The organism is Azospirillum sp. VT-I1 (genome assembly GCF_055698305.1).
In genome coordinates this window covers 470,216-484,550 of sequence record NZ_CP168803.1, presented here as the reverse complement: position 1 = coordinate 484,550, position 14,335 = coordinate 470,216, and the positions used below count along the sequence as shown (strand labels likewise).

Sequence of the window (14,335 nt, the reverse complement as noted above, 5' to 3'; positions counted from 1 at the left end):
TTCCGCCTTGCTACAGTCCCTGTTCCTCGGACCTGTCCCGAACGGCTTGATCCGCAAGACAGACACAGACCAGAGACAAGGCACATGGACAAAGGCACGCCGAAGGCCATCCGGCTTCAGGACTATCGCCCGCCGGCGCATCTGATCGACACGGTCGACCTGTTCGTCGACCTGGGCGAGGATGTCACCACCGTCCGCACGGTGCTGGCGATCCGCCGCAATCCCGACCGTCCGGAGGCGGCGACGGAGCCGCTGTCGCTCGACGGCCAGAGGCTGGAGCTGGTGTCGGTGGCGCTGGACGGCCGGACGCTGGGGCCGGACGAATACACCGTCACCCCCGATCACCTGATCGTGCTGGAGGTGCCGGACAGCTATACGCTGGAGACCGTCGTCCGCATCAAACCGCAGGAGAACACGGCGCTGGAGGGGCTCTACAAGTCCTCCGGCAACTTCTGCACCCAGTGCGAGGCGGAGGGATTCCGCAAGATCACCTACTTCATCGACCGGCCGGACGTGATGGCGCGCTACAGCACCACCATCACCGCCGACAAGGCGCGCTACCCGGTGCTGCTGTCGAACGGCAACCTCGCCGCCTCGGGAGATCTGGAGGGCGGGCGCCACTGGGCGCGCTGGGAGGACCCCTTCCCCAAGCCCTGCTACCTGTTCGCGCTGGTCGCCGGCAGCCTCGTCCATGGCGAGGACCGCTTCCGCACCGCGTCGGGCCGCGACGTGACGCTGCGCATCTATGTGGAGCCGGGGAACGAGGACAAGATCGACCACGCCATGCGCTCGCTCATCAAGTCGATGCGCTGGGATGAAGAGGTCTACGGGCTGGAATACGACCTGGACATCTTCAACATCGTCGCGGTCGGCGACTTCAACATGGGGGCGATGGAAAACAAGTCGCTCAACGTCTTCAACACCAAATACATCCTGGCGAAGCCGGAGACCGCGACCGACACCGATTTCCTCAACATCGAGGCGGTGGTCGCGCACGAGTATTTCCACAACTGGACCGGCAACCGCGTCACCTGCCGCGACTGGTTCCAGCTGTCGCTGAAGGAAGGGCTGACCGTCTTCCGCGACCAGGAATTCTCGTCCGACATGCATTCCCGCGCGGTGAAGCGCATCGCCGACGTCCAGGGGCTGCGCACCGTGCAGTTCCAGGAGGATGCCGGCGCCATGGCCCATCCGGTGCGCCCGGACAGCTATGTCGAGATCAACAACTTCTACACCCCCACCGTCTACAACAAGGGTGCGGAAGTCATCCGCATGATCCACACCCTGCTGGGGCCGGAAAACTACCGCAAGGGCACCGACCTCTATTTCAAGCGCCATGACGGGCAGGCGGTGACCTGCGACGACTTCGTCGCCGCCATGGCGGACGCCAGCGGCGTCGACCTGACCCAGTTCCAGCTGTGGTATCGCCAGGCCGGCACGCCGGAGCTGGAGGTCACCGGCAGCCATGACGCGGCGGCGAAGACCTTCACCCTGACGGTGAAGCAGACGGTGCCGCCGACCCCGGGCCAGCCGACCAAGCAGCCGATGCACATCCCGCTGGTGGTCGGCCTGCTCGGCCCCGACGGGCAGGACCTGCCGCTGCGCCTGGACGGCGAGGAGAAGGCCGACGGCACCAGCCGCATCCTGCACGTCACGGCGGAAAGCCAGAGCTTCACCTTCCGCGACATCCCGGCCCGTCCGGTGCCGTCGCTGCTGCGCGGCTTCTCCGCCCCGGTGAAGCTGAAGGCCGACCTGACCGACGACGACCTGACCTTCCTGATGGCGCATGACAGCGACGCCTTCAACCGGTGGGAGGCCGGGCAGATCCTGGGTACGCGCATCCTGCTGGCCCTCGTCGCCGACCAGCAGGCCGGCCGCGATCTGGTGCTGCCCGACGGCTATGCCGACGCCTTCGCCCGCATCCTGGCAGATGCCGACCGCGACCCGGCCTTCGCCGCCCAGGCGCTGGTGCTGCCGACGGAAGCCTATCTCGGCACCCAGATGGCGGTGGTCGATCCCGACGCCATCCATGCGGCGCGGGAGTTCGCGCGCAAGACGCTGGCCGGGCGCCTGCTTGCGCAGTTCCTCGACCTCTACCGCCGCAACAGCAGCCAGGAGCCCTTCTCCGTCGATGCCGACGCCATTGGCAAGCGGGCGCTGAAGAACCTCTGCCTCGCCTACCTGATGGCGCTGGAGGACGATGAGGCGCTGGAGCTGTGCCTGACCCAGTACCGCGGCGCCAAGGGCATGACCGACGAGATCGCGGCGCTGCAGTTCCTGTCCAACGCCGCCTCGCCGGAAGGCGACAAGGCGCTGGCCGACTTCTACGAGCGCTGGAAGGGCGAGGCTCTGGTGGTCGACAAGTGGTTCAGCGTTCAGGCGATGTCGCACCGCGCCGACACGCTGGACCGGGTGACCGCCCTGCTCGGCCACCCCGCCTTCGAGATCCGGAACCCCAATAAGGTCTATGCGCTGATCGGCGGTTTCGCCAACGGCAACCCGGTCCGCTTCCACGACCGGAGTGGAGCCGGATACCGCTTCCTCGCCGATCAGGTGCTCCGCCTCGACCCGATGAATCCGCAGGTTGCGGCCCGCCTGATGGGCCCCTTCTCTCGCCTGCGGCGCTATGACGCGGCTCGTCAGGGCCTGATGAAGGCCGAATTGGAGCGGATCGTCGCCACTCCGGGCCTGTCTCCGGACGTCTACGAGGTTGCGAGCAAGAGTCTGGCGGCCGCCGGCTGAGACTCGGCACCAAAGGACCGGGTGCATATGCAAAGGGCCGGAGGCATCGCCTCCGGCCCTTTTCGCCGTCCGCGCTCCCCGACCGGGCCGGGGCCTTGCGCGGTCTTACTTCTGCTCGGCCAGGAAGGCGATCAGGTCGGCGCGCTTGGCGTCGTCCTTCAGGCCGGCGAAGGCCATGGTGCCGCCCGGGACGATTTCCTTCGGAGCCTTGATGTAGGCGTCCAGGTTCTCCGGGGTCCAGGTCAGGCCGCCGGCGGCCTTTTCCTTCATCGGGCCCGAATACTTGAAGCCATCGACCGCGGCGGCCTGGCGGCCGACGACGCCGTGCAGCGACGGACCGACCTTGTTCTTGCCCTGCTCGGTGGTGTGGCAGGCCATGCAAACCTTGAAGACATCCTTGCCGGCGGCGGCATCGGCGGCCTGCGCGGCACCGGCACCCGTCACGATCGCGGCCAGGGTGGCAACGCCCATCAACAGCTTCTTCATACTTCGGCTTCCCTTCCGATGGATCGACCGGCCGACGGCGCCGACCGGAATCGCGCGGCAGCATACACATTCCGGGGGTGCGTCAAACCCCTTTGATATGGCCGTACGACCAATGAACAATCTGTCACGCTAGTGAATCAAAGCAAGCGACGCGAGCAGCACCACAACCAGGAGAAGCGCAGCCCAGGGAACATAGAAACCGCCGCTTCCACCTCCGATCATGCCCCCGATCCCGCCGGCGCGGCCGACCGGCAGCGGCAGCGGAATCTCCGGCGGCGGCTCCGCCATGCGCGTCGCGGGCTTGGGCGCAGGGGCGGAGGCAGCGGCCGGGGCCGTCGTGGTGTCGGAATAGACGGCGGGCCGGACAGCCGGTCTGGCACCGGCCGGTTCGTCCGCAACGGCGGTCGTCCCCGCCGCAACCTGTTCGGGCGCCGCCTCGGCGGGTGCCGGGCCGACGATCTGGGTGAAGCGGGCGAAGAACTCCTCCGCCATCTTGCGGGCGGTGGCGTCAACCAGCCGCGATCCGATCTGCGCCAGCTTGCCGCCGACCTGCGCCTTGGCGGTGTAGGTCAGCAGGGTGGCGCCACCGTCGTCGGCCAGCGTCACGGTGGCACCGCCCTTGCCGAAGCCGGCGGCCCCGCCGGAACCCTCGCCGGTGATGGTGTAGCCGTTGGGCGGGTCGAGGTCCGACAGCGTGACCTTGCCGGCGAATTTGGCGCTGACCGGGCCGACCTTGGCGACGACCTTGGCCGTCATCTCGGTGTCGGACTGCCGGACCACCTCCTCGCAGCCGGGGATGCATTGGCGCAGGATGTCCGGATCGTTCAGCGCCGCCCACACCGCCTCGCGGCTGGCCTCGATCCGGTGGCTTCCGCTCATGTCCATGGTTCGTGTTTCCTCCAACCCTATGCCAACCCTGATGCGGCCCTTTGCGGGCGTCGGTGCCCCGGCCATGGCCGGAGGTCCGGGGCCGGGGTTCAACTCCGAGAATACGGGATCGACCGGCGCCGCGACAGCCCCGACCGCCTCATCTCTAAGTCTTATGGGCGCGGCCCCCGTCGGCGGGCGTCCTCAGCCGCGCGGCGCCATGCAGTTGCTGACGATCGGCGTGCAGGCCGACAGCGAGGCGCCCGCCGGGTAGGTGACCTGTTCCACCGTCCCGCGCGGGCCGACCACCACCGTCGCCTCGCACCCGGCCGTGGTGCCGCCACCGACCGGCACGCCGAAGCCGAGGCCGAGGCCCACCCCGCCGCTGCCGCCGAAGCTGCCGGCGCCGATGCCGATGCTGCTGCCGGGGCTGTAGGCGGCCGTCGGGCGCGCCACGTAGGTGTAATACTCCCGCCCCGACGCCATCGCCTGCCGGTCCGGCACGCCGGCGCAGGCCAGCAGGTCGGCCTTGGGCATGCCCACCATGGCGGTCTGGGCGCGCCGGGCCACCTCGGGATCGGGGCCGGTGGCGCAGCCCGCAAGAAGGGCGGCCGTGCCGCCGAGAAGGATCACCGCAGCGCGCAGGCTCCGTACGCGGCCCATGTCTCGTCCTCCACCAGGATATCGTGTCATTTCCGGGTTCATCTCAACCGGTTGATATAGTGCTGAAACCCCGCCGCCGCCCGTCCGTTCCCCGAAGGGGCGGACCGGTCCCGGCATGGCCGCGGCATGATGGCGGCACGACGGGCGACATGACGGGCGGGCGGAGATTTGCTAGGAGTTCCGCCATCCGTCCATCCCAGCACATCAGGACCGCCGACGCCATGGCAGAGCTTACGCCTACCCCCTCCTCTCTCGTCACCGTCCATCTGGCGCTGGGCGGCAACATGGGCGACCGCGCCGCCAATCTGGCCGAGGCGATCCGCCGGCTGGGCGAGGCGGTGGAGATCGACGCGCAGTCGGCGCTCTACGAGACGGCGCCGATGTATGTGACGGACCAGCCGGCCTTCCTCAACATGGCGGTGCGCGGCACCACCCGCCTGGACCCGCAGGCGCTGCTGCGCTTCATCAAGGGGATCGAATCGACGCTGGGCCGCGATCTGGGCGGGCTGCGCTTCGGTCCGCGTCCCATCGACATCGACATCCTGCTCTATGCCGACCGGGTGCTGGCCGAACCGGACCTGGAGATCCCCCACCCCCGCATGGCGGAGCGCGCCTTCGTCCTCTGCCCGCTGGCGGACATCGCCGCCGACCTGCAGCATCCGGTGCTGAACCGCCGCATCGGCGCGCTGGCCGACGAGGTTCCGGGCCGCGAGACCGTGATGCGGATCGCTGAAGCGCTCTGACCCTGGGGAAATCCGACCGTCCGCCGCCGAGCGAGTGCGGTGGCATGCGGCGGCGGCACCGCCTATAGTGCCGGGCTGAATGCAATGCCGGTGGCGGGCCGCCGGCCGGGAGACTGTGTTGTCGGACGATAGCGCGAAACGGGCCGTCATGGTCCAGCCGGGCGGTGCGCCGCTCACCTACACCATCCTGGTGCGGGGCTTCGCCGCCCCGGTCGCCATCGCCGGCCGCGCCGACCGGCCGCGGGTAACATTCGACCTGACGCTGACCGTCACCCATCCCGGCCCGGGATTCCCCGACGACATCGCCGCCGTCATGTCCTATGAGGACATCGTCGAAGACTTGCGTCGTCTTTGTGCCGAATCCGATGTACCCGGTCCCGACTATCTGGCCGACCGCGCCGCGGACCTCTGCCTGTCCCACGAAAAAGTGCGCCGGGTCCAGGCGGACGTTACGATTCCCGCAGCCGACTCCGGCGGCCCCTCCGCCGGGGCGAGCCTGACGCGCACCCGTCCGGGACAAGGGTGACCAGTAACGCGGTGGGGCCGCCGACCGGTGTCGGCCCTGACCATTACTGGATCACGGAAAGATATAGCGCTTATTGACAAAAGGACGGGTGACAATACCACTCCGGCTGCGCTATGGTCACCATATTGTATTTTCAACGCACAATCCGGATCAAAGGGGCTATATCCCCGGCGGCCATCCGGATGCCGAAAGCCGAGACGAGCGCGCAGCAGGGATTAGGCCAATCGCCATTGCCGGCTTCGACCGTCCGCCGATCCCCCTTCCGGGACGGCACGGTTTACGGAAGCCGGACCAGAAGGGAGGGACGCATGGACCGGAACACGACGCCGACCCTTTCCGAATTGCTTGCGGATCCGATCGTGATCGCCGTCATGACGCGCGACGGGATCAGCCCCGACAGCATCCAGCAGCTGTTCGAGCGCCTTCGCCGGAGCCGGCGAGTACAGGAACAGCGGCTCGCCGCCTGACCCTGCCGCCCCCTGACCCGACCGCCTGACGATCCCGCAGGCCCAAGGCAAGCAGGTAACGGGCAAGGCAGCCTTCCCGCCCGTCGGATGGAAGCGATCACTGGCCGCCCGGCCGGAACATGTCGGCTGGTTTCCCTTTCCCAACAAGTACGGCCATCCGACAGGTCCTTCCCCGGCAGGGGTCACCCGAAACGCGAAGCGCCGCCGAACCGGCATGAACTCCGGTCCGGCGGCGCTTCGCGCTTCTGCGTTATGGGATGTCGATCGGCCCCCTCAGCCTTCCAGAACGGCGCGTACGGTCTCCATCACCTCGGCGGGGGTGAAGGGCTTGCGCAGGGTGCGGTGCGCGCCCAGCGCCTCCGCCACCGGCAGCACGTCCAGCGAGGCGCGGGCGCCGCCGCCGGAGATCGCGACGATCTTCAGCGACGGTGACTCGCGGCGAAGCTCCATGATCGTCGCCAGCCCTTCCTGGTTCGGCATGAAGATGTCGGTGATGACGAGGTCTATAGGCCGGTCGGGGGAACTGCCGGAGCAATGGTCGCGGAACCGCGCCATCCCCTCCAACCCGTCGCGGGCACCGATCGCCTCGTGGCCGGCCATCGTCAGCGTGCGCAGAAGCACCGCCCGCGCCACGTCGTCGTCATCGATGATCAGCACGCTCGCCATGGCGCAAGGCTCCTCACTCGGCAGGATGGGCGGGGGCAGGATGGGCGGGCGGATGGGCGGCACCATGCGCCGCGCCCGTCCCTTCCGATTCATCCTGCATCGGCCTCTTGCGGGCAAGATAGCTGTAGACCGTCGGCACCACGAACAGCGTCAGCAGCGTGCCCAGCGTCATGCCGCCGACGATAACGGCACCGATGGCCTGCCGGCTTTCCGCACCGGCGCCCTGGGCGTAGGCCAGCGGCACCGCGCCCAGCACCATGGCGCCGGTGGTCATCAGGATCGGGCGCAGGCGCAGCACGGCCGCCTCTTCCACCGCCTTGCGGATGTCGGTCCCGGCGCGCTGGAGCTGGTTGGCGAACTCCACGATCAGGATGCCGTGCTTGGTGATGAGGCCGACCAGGGTGACGAGGCCGATCTGGCTGTAGACGTTCATCGTCCCGCCGCTGAACTGCAATGCCGCCAGCGCGCCGGTCATCGACAGCGGCACCGTCAGCATGATGACGAAGGGGTCGATGAAGCTTTCGAACTGCGCGGCCAGCACCAGATAGATGAAGGCCAGCGCCAGCACGAAGACGAAATAAAGCCCGGTGGCGGATTCGCGGAACTCGCGGCTCTGCCCGGCATAGTCGGTCTGGGCGGTGGCCGGCAGCACCTTGTTCGCCGCCGCCTGCATGACCGCCAGCGCCTCGCCCAGCGAGGTGCCCGGCGCCAGCGTCGCGGTGATGGTGGCGGAGCGCAGCTTGTTGAAGTGGTTCAGCTCCTTCGGCGCCACCCGCTCCTCGACCTTCACCAGATTGGCGAGCGAGATCATCTGACCCGCTCCACCGGTCGCGCTGGTGCCGCCGCGCACATAGATGCTGGCGATATCGTCCGGGTTGCGGCGGTCGATGTTGGCGACCTGGACGATCACGTCATACTGCTTGCCGTCCTTCTTGAAGCGCGTCACCTGCCGGCCGCCCAGCAGGGTTTCCAGCGTCCGGCCGACGGTGTCGACGTCCACCCCCAGGTCGGCCGCCTTGTCGCGGTCCAGCGACACCTTCAGTTCCGGCTTGTTCAGCTTCAGGTCGGTGTCGAGATTGACCAGGCCGGGGAAGTTGCGGGCCTCCGCCATCATGGCGTTGACCATCGCCTGCAGCTCCTCGAACGGCAGCGAGGTCTGGATGACGAAGTTCACCGGCTTCTCGGTCGGGCTCTGGCCCAGCGACGGCGGGTTGGTGACGAAACCCAGGATGCCGGGGATGCCGAACATCTTCGGAAACAGCTGGGCGGTGACCGCCTGCTGCTTCACCTCGCGCAGGTCCCAGTCGATCAGGCGGACGAAGGCGATGCCCTGGTTGACCACCGGGAAACCGACGACGACGAAGAACTTCTCCAGCACCGGGATCTGGCGGAACAGAGCCTCCATCTGCTGGGCATAGCCCATGGTGTAGTCCAGCGTGGAACCTTCCGGCGCGATGGCGATGCCGACGATGGTGCCGCGGTCCTCCACCGGCGCCAGTTCCGACTTCAGGCCGTTGAACAGCACATAGCTCGCGGCGGCGACGGTGAAGCCGATCAGCAGCACCAGCGGCCGCGCCCGCAGCGACAGGCGCAGCAAACTGCGATAGCCGTTGGTCATCCCCTCCAGAAAACGTTCGATGGCGCGGTAAAGGATGCCGTGCTTGGTCTCGTGCTTCAAAAGCTTGGAGCACATCATCGGCGACAGCGTCAGCGCGACGAAACCCGACACGATGACCGCACCGGCCAGCGTCAGCGCGAATTCGGTGAACAGCCGCCCGGTGCGCCCGGTCATGAAGCCGATGGGGGCATAGACCGCCGCCAGCGTGATGGTCATGGCGATGACGGCAAAGCCGATCTCGCGCGATCCCTTCAGCGCCGCCTGGAAGGGGTGCATCCCCTCCTCCACATAGCGGAAGATGTTCTCCAGCATGACGATGGCGTCGTCGACCACGAGGCCGATGGCCAGCACCATCGACAGCAGCGTCAGCGTGTTGATGGAGAAGCCGAAGGCGTACATCAGGGCGAAGCCGCCGATCAGCGACACCGGGATGGTCACCAGCGGCACCAGCGTCGCCCGCAGCGAGCGCAGGAAGAAGAAGATGACCAGAACGACCAGGATGATCGCTTCGAAGATGGTGTGGAACACCGCGTCGATCGACTTGGCGATGAAGACGGAACTGTCGTAGCCGACATCCACCCCCATGCCGTCGGGCAGCGCCGCGCGGATCTTCGGCAGCGCGTCGTTGACCGCCTTCGACACGTCCAGCGGGTTGGCGGTGGACTGCTTCACCACGCCGATGGCGACGGCGCCGCGGCCGTTGAAGCGCGCGCTGACCCGCTCGTCCAGCGCTCCCAGCTCCGCCCGGCCGACATCGCGCAGGCGGACCAGATAGCCGGAATCGTCGCGCAGGATGATGTTCTCGAACTCGGCCGGGCTGCGCAGGTCGGTTTCCGACACCACGGTGAACTCGCGGGCCACGCTTTCGACGCGCCCGGCCGGGATCTCCACATTCTGCCGACGCAGCGCGTTCTCGACATCCTGCGGAGTCACCCGGTAGGCGGCCATCCGCTGCGGGTCGAGCCACAGGCGCATGGCGAAGCGGCGCTCGCCGAAGATGCGGACCTGTGCGACGCCGGGCAGGTTCTGCAGCCGGTCCTTGACGTAGCGGTCGGCGAAGTCCGTCACCTCCAGCGGCGAATGCCGGTCGGAGGAAAAGGCCAGATAGATGATCGGCTGGGCGTCGGCCTCCACCTTGGCGATCACCGGCTCGTCGATTTCCGACGGCAACGCGGCGCGGACACGGCCCACCCGGTCACGCACGTCGCTGGCGGCGACGTCGACATTGCGGTCCAGCCGGAAGCGCAGGGTGATCTGCGACTTCTCCGCCCGGCTGATCGAGGACATCACGTCGATGCCCTCGATGCCGGCGAGGCTGTCCTCCAGCGTCTGGGTCACCTGGCTTTCGATGATCTGGGCCGAGGCGCCCTTGTAGGTCGTCTCCACCGTGACGACCGGCTCGTCGATCTTGGGATATTCGCGCACCGACAGGCGCTGGTACGACACGATGCCGATCAGCATCAGGGCGAGGCTCATCACCGTCGCCAGCACCGGGCGGCGGATCGAGATGTCGGAGAGGACCATCGCCTCAGCTCCCCGTCGACTTGTTGGCGGCCGGCTTGGCCGGCAGCACGGCGACCGGCGCGCCGTCGCGGATCTTCAGCTGGCCGGCGGTCACCACCATGTCGCCGGGGGCGAGCCCCTTGGAAATCTCCACCTCCGCATTGCGACGCTCGCCCAGGACGACCCTTGTCTGCGCCGCCTTGCCGTCCACCACCTTGAAGACGAACTGGTCCTTGCCGAAGGCGACGATGGCCTGCTCGGGGATCAGCACCGCGTCCGGCACGGTGGTCAGCGTCAGCGACACGCGGGCAAACAGGCCGGGGCGCAGCGAGCCGTCGGGGTTCGGCACGCGGGCGCGGATCGCCAGCGCGCGGCCGTTCACGTCCACCAGCGGGTCGATGGCGTAGACCGTGCCGTCGAAGCCGCGCCCGCCGAAGGCATCCACCGCGACCTTCACCGTCTGGCCGACCTTCACCGCCGGCAGGAACATCTCCGGCACGCGGAAGTCCAGCTTCAGCGTGTCGATGTCCTCCAGGTTCACGATGTCCTTGCCGGCCTGGACGAAGTCGCCGACCGACACCTTGCGCAGGCCCAGCACCCCGTCGAAGGGTGCTGTGATGACCTGCTTCTCCAGCTGCGCCTTGGCCAGCTGCACCGCCGCCTCGTCGGCCAGCAGCTTGGCCGAGGCCTGTTCGCGGTTGCGCAAGGGGCCGGTGTTCTGGCGGACCAGCTGGTCGGCGCGCGACAGTTCGGCGCGGGAGAAGGCGATGCTCGCCTGGGCCTGGGCCAAGGTGGCGCGGGCGATGGCGTCGTCCAGCCGGACCAGCACGCTGCCCTTGGCGACGCGCTGCCCCTCCTTGAAGGCGATCTCGCTGATGCGACCGGCGACCTCCGGCCGGATCACCACGGATTCGTTGGACAGCAGCGACCCGACCGCGGTGACGGTCCGCTCCACCGTGCCGATGCGGACGGAAACCGCCTCCACCGGCATCGGCGGGGCGCCGCCCGGCGGCTTGCCTCCACCCGATGCACCGCCGGGGGCCGGCGCAGCGCCGGACACCGCGCCGTTCACCATCGCGGTCAGCCCGGCGACGGTCCCGCCCTGCTTCACGAAATACCAGTAGGCCCCACCGGCGAGAGCCGCCAGGACGAGGAGAGCAGCGATGCGAAGCGTATGGCGCATGGGACCGGGATCCGGACGGGTTTCACCTTGCTGCAGCGCAACCGGAAAGCGCGCCGGGCAAACTGAACTATATCGTTCAGTTCACATCCGATGTCGAGAAGGTTCAACGATCCGAACCGTCCGTCGGGCCGTTTGTGGCCGCCGCCTGCTGGCCCCCGGCGGTCTCAAGCCTGCCGGCCCGCATCGCGACCGTCCGCCCGCCGCACAGGGTCACCCACAGGTCCGCCGGATCGCCGGGCGTGACCGGGCCGCCATCCTCCATCCGGCGCACCTCCCCGCCGTCGAGGTCGAGTCCAGGCGCGCAGCAGGGCGACTCGCCGGCCGGCACCAGGGCGCGGACGCGGCCATTCTCGATCCGGATATCGCGGAGGCCGTCTTGGACCCGCGCGGACTTCAGCCAGAACTTGCCATTGGCGGGAATGCGGGCGAGGCAGCAGGTCGGGGCGCTCATGGGATTTACCCGTGTCCGGTCCGGCGGTGTGCGACGCAGCAAGGCTGACACAAAATGGTAAAGCAAAACCAGCGGGAGCGTGGCCGTTCCGATCCCGAAACTGAATTTTCCCGGCCGTCATTCCCGCGAAGTCCTCAAATTTCCGGCAGATCGCCTATGCCGGGACTCCTCCTCCATCGCCAGGAATTCCTGGAAATTGGCGCAGCGCCCGGCCTTGAAGGCGGCCTGGAATGCGGCGTTGCGGGCGCGCTTGGCGGCGATGGCCTGCGTGAAGCTGCGGCGCAGGCCGGCGTGGCGGATGCCGAAGCCGTCGCCGGCCAGCCGGTCCAGCACATGGCGGTAGCAGCGCTCCGCCCGCTCCCCGCTGTCGGCGGAGAAGGTGATGGAGCCGGCGCGCTGGCGGTATTCGTAGAAGGGCGTCGCCACCAGCGGCACCGGGCCGGCGGCATCAAGCAGCCGGACATTGAACACAACGTCGTCGCAGAAATTCACGTCCTCGTCCCAGCCCGGAACCAGATCGCGCCGCGCCACCGGGAACATCGGCACCGAGGTCGCCAGGAAGGCGCCGCCGTCCAACAGGGCCGGCGCCCTCCCCTCCCCATACAGGCGCAGCAGGGGCGAATCGTCCTCGTCCCGCACCACCGCCACATTGTCGAAGGCGGCACCATGGGCAAGCGCCAGCGGCGCCAGGGCGGAGAGGCGCCCGGCACGGAAGCGGTCGTCGGCATCCAGCGGCGCCACCAGCGCCAGTCGGGCCGCCGCCAGCCCGGCGTTGCGCGCCGCCGGGGCGCCGGCGCCGATCGCCCGGTGCCGGTGAAGACCAGCCGCGGATCGTCGATCCCGGCGGCCTGCAGGGTCGGGCGGTAATCGGTGCCGTCGTCGCTGACGATCACCGCCTCCCATTCCGTCCAGTCCTGATCCAGCAGGCTTTGCACCGCGCGCACGATGGTGTCGTGGGCGCGAAAGGCCGCGATGATCACCGAAACGCCCCGGTCCGCACCGCTTTCAGACATTCCGCCGCACTCCCCGTCCGCCGGCGCCGCCTTGCGCGGTTGAAGTGTGGCCGTCCCGTCCCCGGCGCGCAACCGGCACCATCGATTTTGGCCCGCCGGACGTTGAACATGAAGCCCGGACGGGCTATGTGGTGAACAGGCAAGGCGCATGCGGCAGCGGGACAGCAGTCGGGGCACCCCTCCGGCAGCGCATCCCGGTCCCGATACCCCGCTTCCGATACCAGGGAGAAGAACATCAATGGCGCAGGTCGGATACACCCGGTTCGACGACGAACCCGAAAAGGAACCGGACGAGAAGTCGAAGGAAAGCGCCCAGCCGCAGTTCGCCGCCGTGCAGCAGAGCCTGTTCAAGGCGCGCACGGTCCTGATCTTCGGTCAGATCGACATGAAGCTGGCGCAGGTCGTCTCGGCCCAGCTGCTGGCGCTCGCCCATGAGAGCGACGACGACATCACCGTCGTGGTCAACTCGCCGGGCGGCCACGTCGAGGCGGGCGACACCATCCACGACATGATCCGCTTCATCAAGCCGCGGGTGAAGATGCTGGGCACGGGCTGGGTTGCCAGCGCCGGCTGCCACATCTATCTGGCGGCGAAGAAGGAAGACCGGTTCTGCCTGCCGAACACCCGCTTCCTGATCCACCAGCCGCTGGGCGGAACGGGCGGCCGGGCGACGGACATCGCCATCGAGGCGAAGGAAATCATCCGCATGCGCGAGCGTCTGAACAAGATCATCGCGCGTGAGACCGGGCAGCCCTTCGAAAAGGTCGCCAAGGACACTGACCGCAATTACTGGATGCTCGCCGACGAGGCCAAGGAATACGGCATCGTCAGCCACGTCATCGATACGATGGACGAGCTGAAGTAACGGCCGGTTCGGCAGATACTGAAAAGGGGCTTTTCTCCGGCGGGAGGAAAGCCCCTTTTTCTTCAGCTATGCGCACAATCGACACTTGATTCCCTCCCCCGCGATCGGACCGGCCTTCGGCCGGCCGAAAGCGGGGGAGGGTTAGGGTGGGGGCATCAGAAGCAGAATCTCGCGTCTGAAAGCGCCTTCACACGGAAACGTCCAGCAGCGATCCGCGCTTGCGGTAGCCCTGCCCGTTCACCTGGGCGGTCAGCGCGTTGGCGATGGTGTCCACCGACTGGTTGCCCTGGGTGGCGGTGCGCGTCTCGCGCGTCTGGTCGGCCTTACCGGTCGCCTGCGGAGCGACGACGGTCTGCGTGCGAACCGCCGGGGCCGTCTGCTGCGCCGCCTGCACCGCCGGAGACATCGCCATTTGCATCGCGGGCGTCAGCTGCGGTGTTGGCTTCTGCGTCTGGTAAGACGGTATGGCCGGGTTGATTTGCATATAAGAAATATGCGCTCACCCGGCATAGGATTCAAGAAGCCCAGCCGCAGCTTCCCCC

Annotated in this window: 14 protein-coding genes and 1 pseudogene; 5 read left to right on the top strand and 10 right to left on the bottom strand. The window is 68.0% G+C overall.

Annotated elements, in window-relative coordinates:
* Positions 1 to 84 precede the first annotated feature (84 nt).
* Positions 85 to 2,742: an aminopeptidase N gene (pepN, locus tag AB8P05_RS20770; protein WP_472760170.1), complete on the top strand. Its 2,658-nt coding sequence runs from the start codon at positions 85 to 87 to the stop codon at positions 2,740 to 2,742.
* Between the two features lie 105 nt (positions 2,743 to 2,847).
* Here the strand turns inward: pepN and AB8P05_RS20765 are convergent, their stop codons facing one another.
* The 3 genes from AB8P05_RS20765 to AB8P05_RS20755 all read right to left on the bottom strand — a co-directional run bounded on the left by AB8P05_RS20765 (position 2,848) and on the right by AB8P05_RS20755 (position 4,758).
* Positions 2,848 to 3,228: a c-type cytochrome gene (locus AB8P05_RS20765; protein WP_455174455.1), complete on the bottom strand. Its 381-nt coding sequence runs from the start codon at positions 3,226 to 3,228 to the stop codon at positions 2,848 to 2,850.
* A 129-nt stretch (positions 3,229 to 3,357) separates the two neighbouring features.
* Positions 3,358 to 4,113 (bottom strand): SRPBCC family protein, encoded by a 756-nt coding sequence (locus tag AB8P05_RS20760; protein WP_472760169.1) that lies wholly within the window; start codon positions 4,111 to 4,113, stop codon positions 3,358 to 3,360.
* A 186-nt stretch (positions 4,114 to 4,299) separates the two neighbouring features.
* Entirely contained in the window at positions 4,300 to 4,758 is a 459-nt protein-coding gene (locus AB8P05_RS20755; protein ID WP_455174457.1) for a hypothetical protein, read from the bottom strand.
* Positions 4,759 to 4,979: 221 nt separating this feature from the next.
* Between AB8P05_RS20755 and folK the strand changes: the two genes are divergently transcribed.
* The 3 genes from folK to AB8P05_RS20740 all read left to right on the top strand — a co-directional run bounded on the left by folK (position 4,980) and on the right by AB8P05_RS20740 (position 6,494).
* Positions 4,980 to 5,501 carry a 2-amino-4-hydroxy-6-hydroxymethyldihydropteridine diphosphokinase gene (folK, locus tag AB8P05_RS20750; RefSeq protein WP_472760168.1) on the top strand — a complete coding sequence of 174 codons (522 nt, stop codon included), beginning with the start codon at positions 4,980 to 4,982 and terminating at the stop codon, positions 5,499 to 5,501.
* Between the two features lie 118 nt (positions 5,502 to 5,619).
* On the top strand, positions 5,620 to 6,027 hold the full coding sequence (locus AB8P05_RS20745) for a dihydroneopterin aldolase (protein WP_472760167.1): 408 nt from the start codon (positions 5,620 to 5,622) through the stop codon (positions 6,025 to 6,027).
* Positions 6,028 to 6,335: 308 nt separating this feature from the next.
* Positions 6,336 to 6,494 carry a hypothetical protein gene (locus tag AB8P05_RS20740; RefSeq protein ID WP_455174460.1) on the top strand — a complete coding sequence of 53 codons (159 nt, stop codon included), beginning with the start codon at positions 6,336 to 6,338 and terminating at the stop codon, positions 6,492 to 6,494.
* A 273-nt stretch (positions 6,495 to 6,767) separates the two neighbouring features.
* Here AB8P05_RS20740 and AB8P05_RS20735 read toward each other — a convergent pair whose 3' ends face one another.
* From AB8P05_RS20735 to AB8P05_RS20710, 6 genes and pseudogenes are all read right to left on the bottom strand, one after another.
* Positions 6,768 to 7,160, bottom strand: coding sequence for a response regulator (locus AB8P05_RS20735; protein WP_455174461.1), 393 nt, complete (start codon positions 7,158 to 7,160; stop codon positions 6,768 to 6,770).
* 13 nt (positions 7,161 to 7,173) lie between these two features.
* The gene (locus AB8P05_RS20730) at positions 7,174 to 10,302 is read right to left on the bottom strand and encodes an efflux RND transporter permease subunit (RefSeq protein ID WP_472760166.1); all 3,129 of its coding nucleotides are present in this window, start codon (positions 10,300 to 10,302) and stop codon (positions 7,174 to 7,176) included.
* A 4-nt stretch (positions 10,303 to 10,306) separates the two neighbouring features.
* Positions 10,307 to 11,464, bottom strand: a complete 1,158-nt coding sequence (locus tag AB8P05_RS20725) for an efflux RND transporter periplasmic adaptor subunit (protein WP_472760165.1) — start codon at positions 11,462 to 11,464, stop codon at positions 10,307 to 10,309.
* A 103-nt stretch (positions 11,465 to 11,567) separates the two neighbouring features.
* Positions 11,568 to 11,915: a hypothetical protein gene (locus tag AB8P05_RS20720; RefSeq protein ID WP_472760164.1), complete on the bottom strand. Its 348-nt coding sequence runs from the start codon at positions 11,913 to 11,915 to the stop codon at positions 11,568 to 11,570.
* Positions 11,916 to 12,032: 117 nt separating this feature from the next.
* The gene (locus tag AB8P05_RS20715) at positions 12,033 to 12,818 is read right to left on the bottom strand and encodes a glycosyltransferase (RefSeq protein WP_472760163.1); all 786 of its coding nucleotides are present in this window, start codon (positions 12,816 to 12,818) and stop codon (positions 12,033 to 12,035) included.
* Positions 12,819 to 12,832: 14 nt separating this feature from the next.
* A pseudogene (locus AB8P05_RS20710) lies at positions 12,833 to 12,928 on the bottom strand (hypothetical protein); the annotation flags it as partial.
* 238 nt (positions 12,929 to 13,166) lie between these two features.
* On the opposite strand from AB8P05_RS20710, the gene AB8P05_RS20705 reads away from it, so the two are divergent.
* Positions 13,167 to 13,793: an ATP-dependent Clp protease proteolytic subunit gene (locus AB8P05_RS20705; protein ID WP_174471814.1), complete on the top strand. Its 627-nt coding sequence runs from the start codon at positions 13,167 to 13,169 to the stop codon at positions 13,791 to 13,793.
* 187 nt (positions 13,794 to 13,980) lie between these two features.
* On the opposite strand, the gene AB8P05_RS20700 is transcribed toward AB8P05_RS20705, so the two are convergent.
* Positions 13,981 to 14,205 (bottom strand): hypothetical protein, encoded by a 225-nt coding sequence (locus AB8P05_RS20700; RefSeq protein WP_455174466.1) that lies wholly within the window; start codon positions 14,203 to 14,205, stop codon positions 13,981 to 13,983.
* Between the last annotated feature and the right edge of the window lie 130 nt (positions 14,206 to 14,335).

Coding starts and splice junctions, on each gene's coding strand:
- AB8P05_RS20755 (WP_455174457.1), bottom strand. CDS start 4,758: ATGGGCCGCGTACGGAGCCTGCGCGCTGCGGTGATCCTTCTCGGCGGC.
- AB8P05_RS20720 (WP_472760164.1), bottom strand. CDS start 11,915: ATGAGCGCCCCGACCTGCTGCCTCGCCCGCATTCCCGCCAATGGCAAG.
- AB8P05_RS20765 (WP_455174455.1), bottom strand. CDS start 3,228: ATGAAGAAGCTGTTGATGGGCGTTGCCACCCTGGCCGCGATCGTGACG.
- AB8P05_RS20760 (WP_472760169.1), bottom strand. CDS start 4,113: ATGGACATGAGCGGAAGCCACCGGATCGAGGCCAGCCGCGAGGCGGTG.
- pepN (WP_472760170.1), top strand. CDS start 85: ATGGACAAAGGCACGCCGAAGGCCATCCGGCTTCAGGACTATCGCCCG.
- AB8P05_RS20725 (WP_472760165.1), bottom strand. CDS start 11,464: ATGCGCCATACGCTTCGCATCGCTGCTCTCCTCGTCCTGGCGGCTCTC.
- folK (WP_472760168.1), top strand. CDS start 4,980: ATGGCAGAGCTTACGCCTACCCCCTCCTCTCTCGTCACCGTCCATCTG.
- AB8P05_RS20705 (WP_174471814.1), top strand. CDS start 13,167: ATGGCGCAGGTCGGATACACCCGGTTCGACGACGAACCCGAAAAGGAA.
- AB8P05_RS20735 (WP_455174461.1), bottom strand. CDS start 7,160: ATGGCGAGCGTGCTGATCATCGATGACGACGACGTGGCGCGGGCGGTG.
- AB8P05_RS20740 (WP_455174460.1), top strand. CDS start 6,336: ATGGACCGGAACACGACGCCGACCCTTTCCGAATTGCTTGCGGATCCG.
- AB8P05_RS20700 (WP_455174466.1), bottom strand. CDS start 14,205: ATGGCGATGTCTCCGGCGGTGCAGGCGGCGCAGCAGACGGCCCCGGCG.
- AB8P05_RS20715 (WP_472760163.1), bottom strand. CDS start 12,818: ATGGGAGGCGGTGATCGTCAGCGACGACGGCACCGATTACCGCCCGAC.
- AB8P05_RS20730 (WP_472760166.1), bottom strand. CDS start 10,302: ATGGTCCTCTCCGACATCTCGATCCGCCGCCCGGTGCTGGCGACGGTG.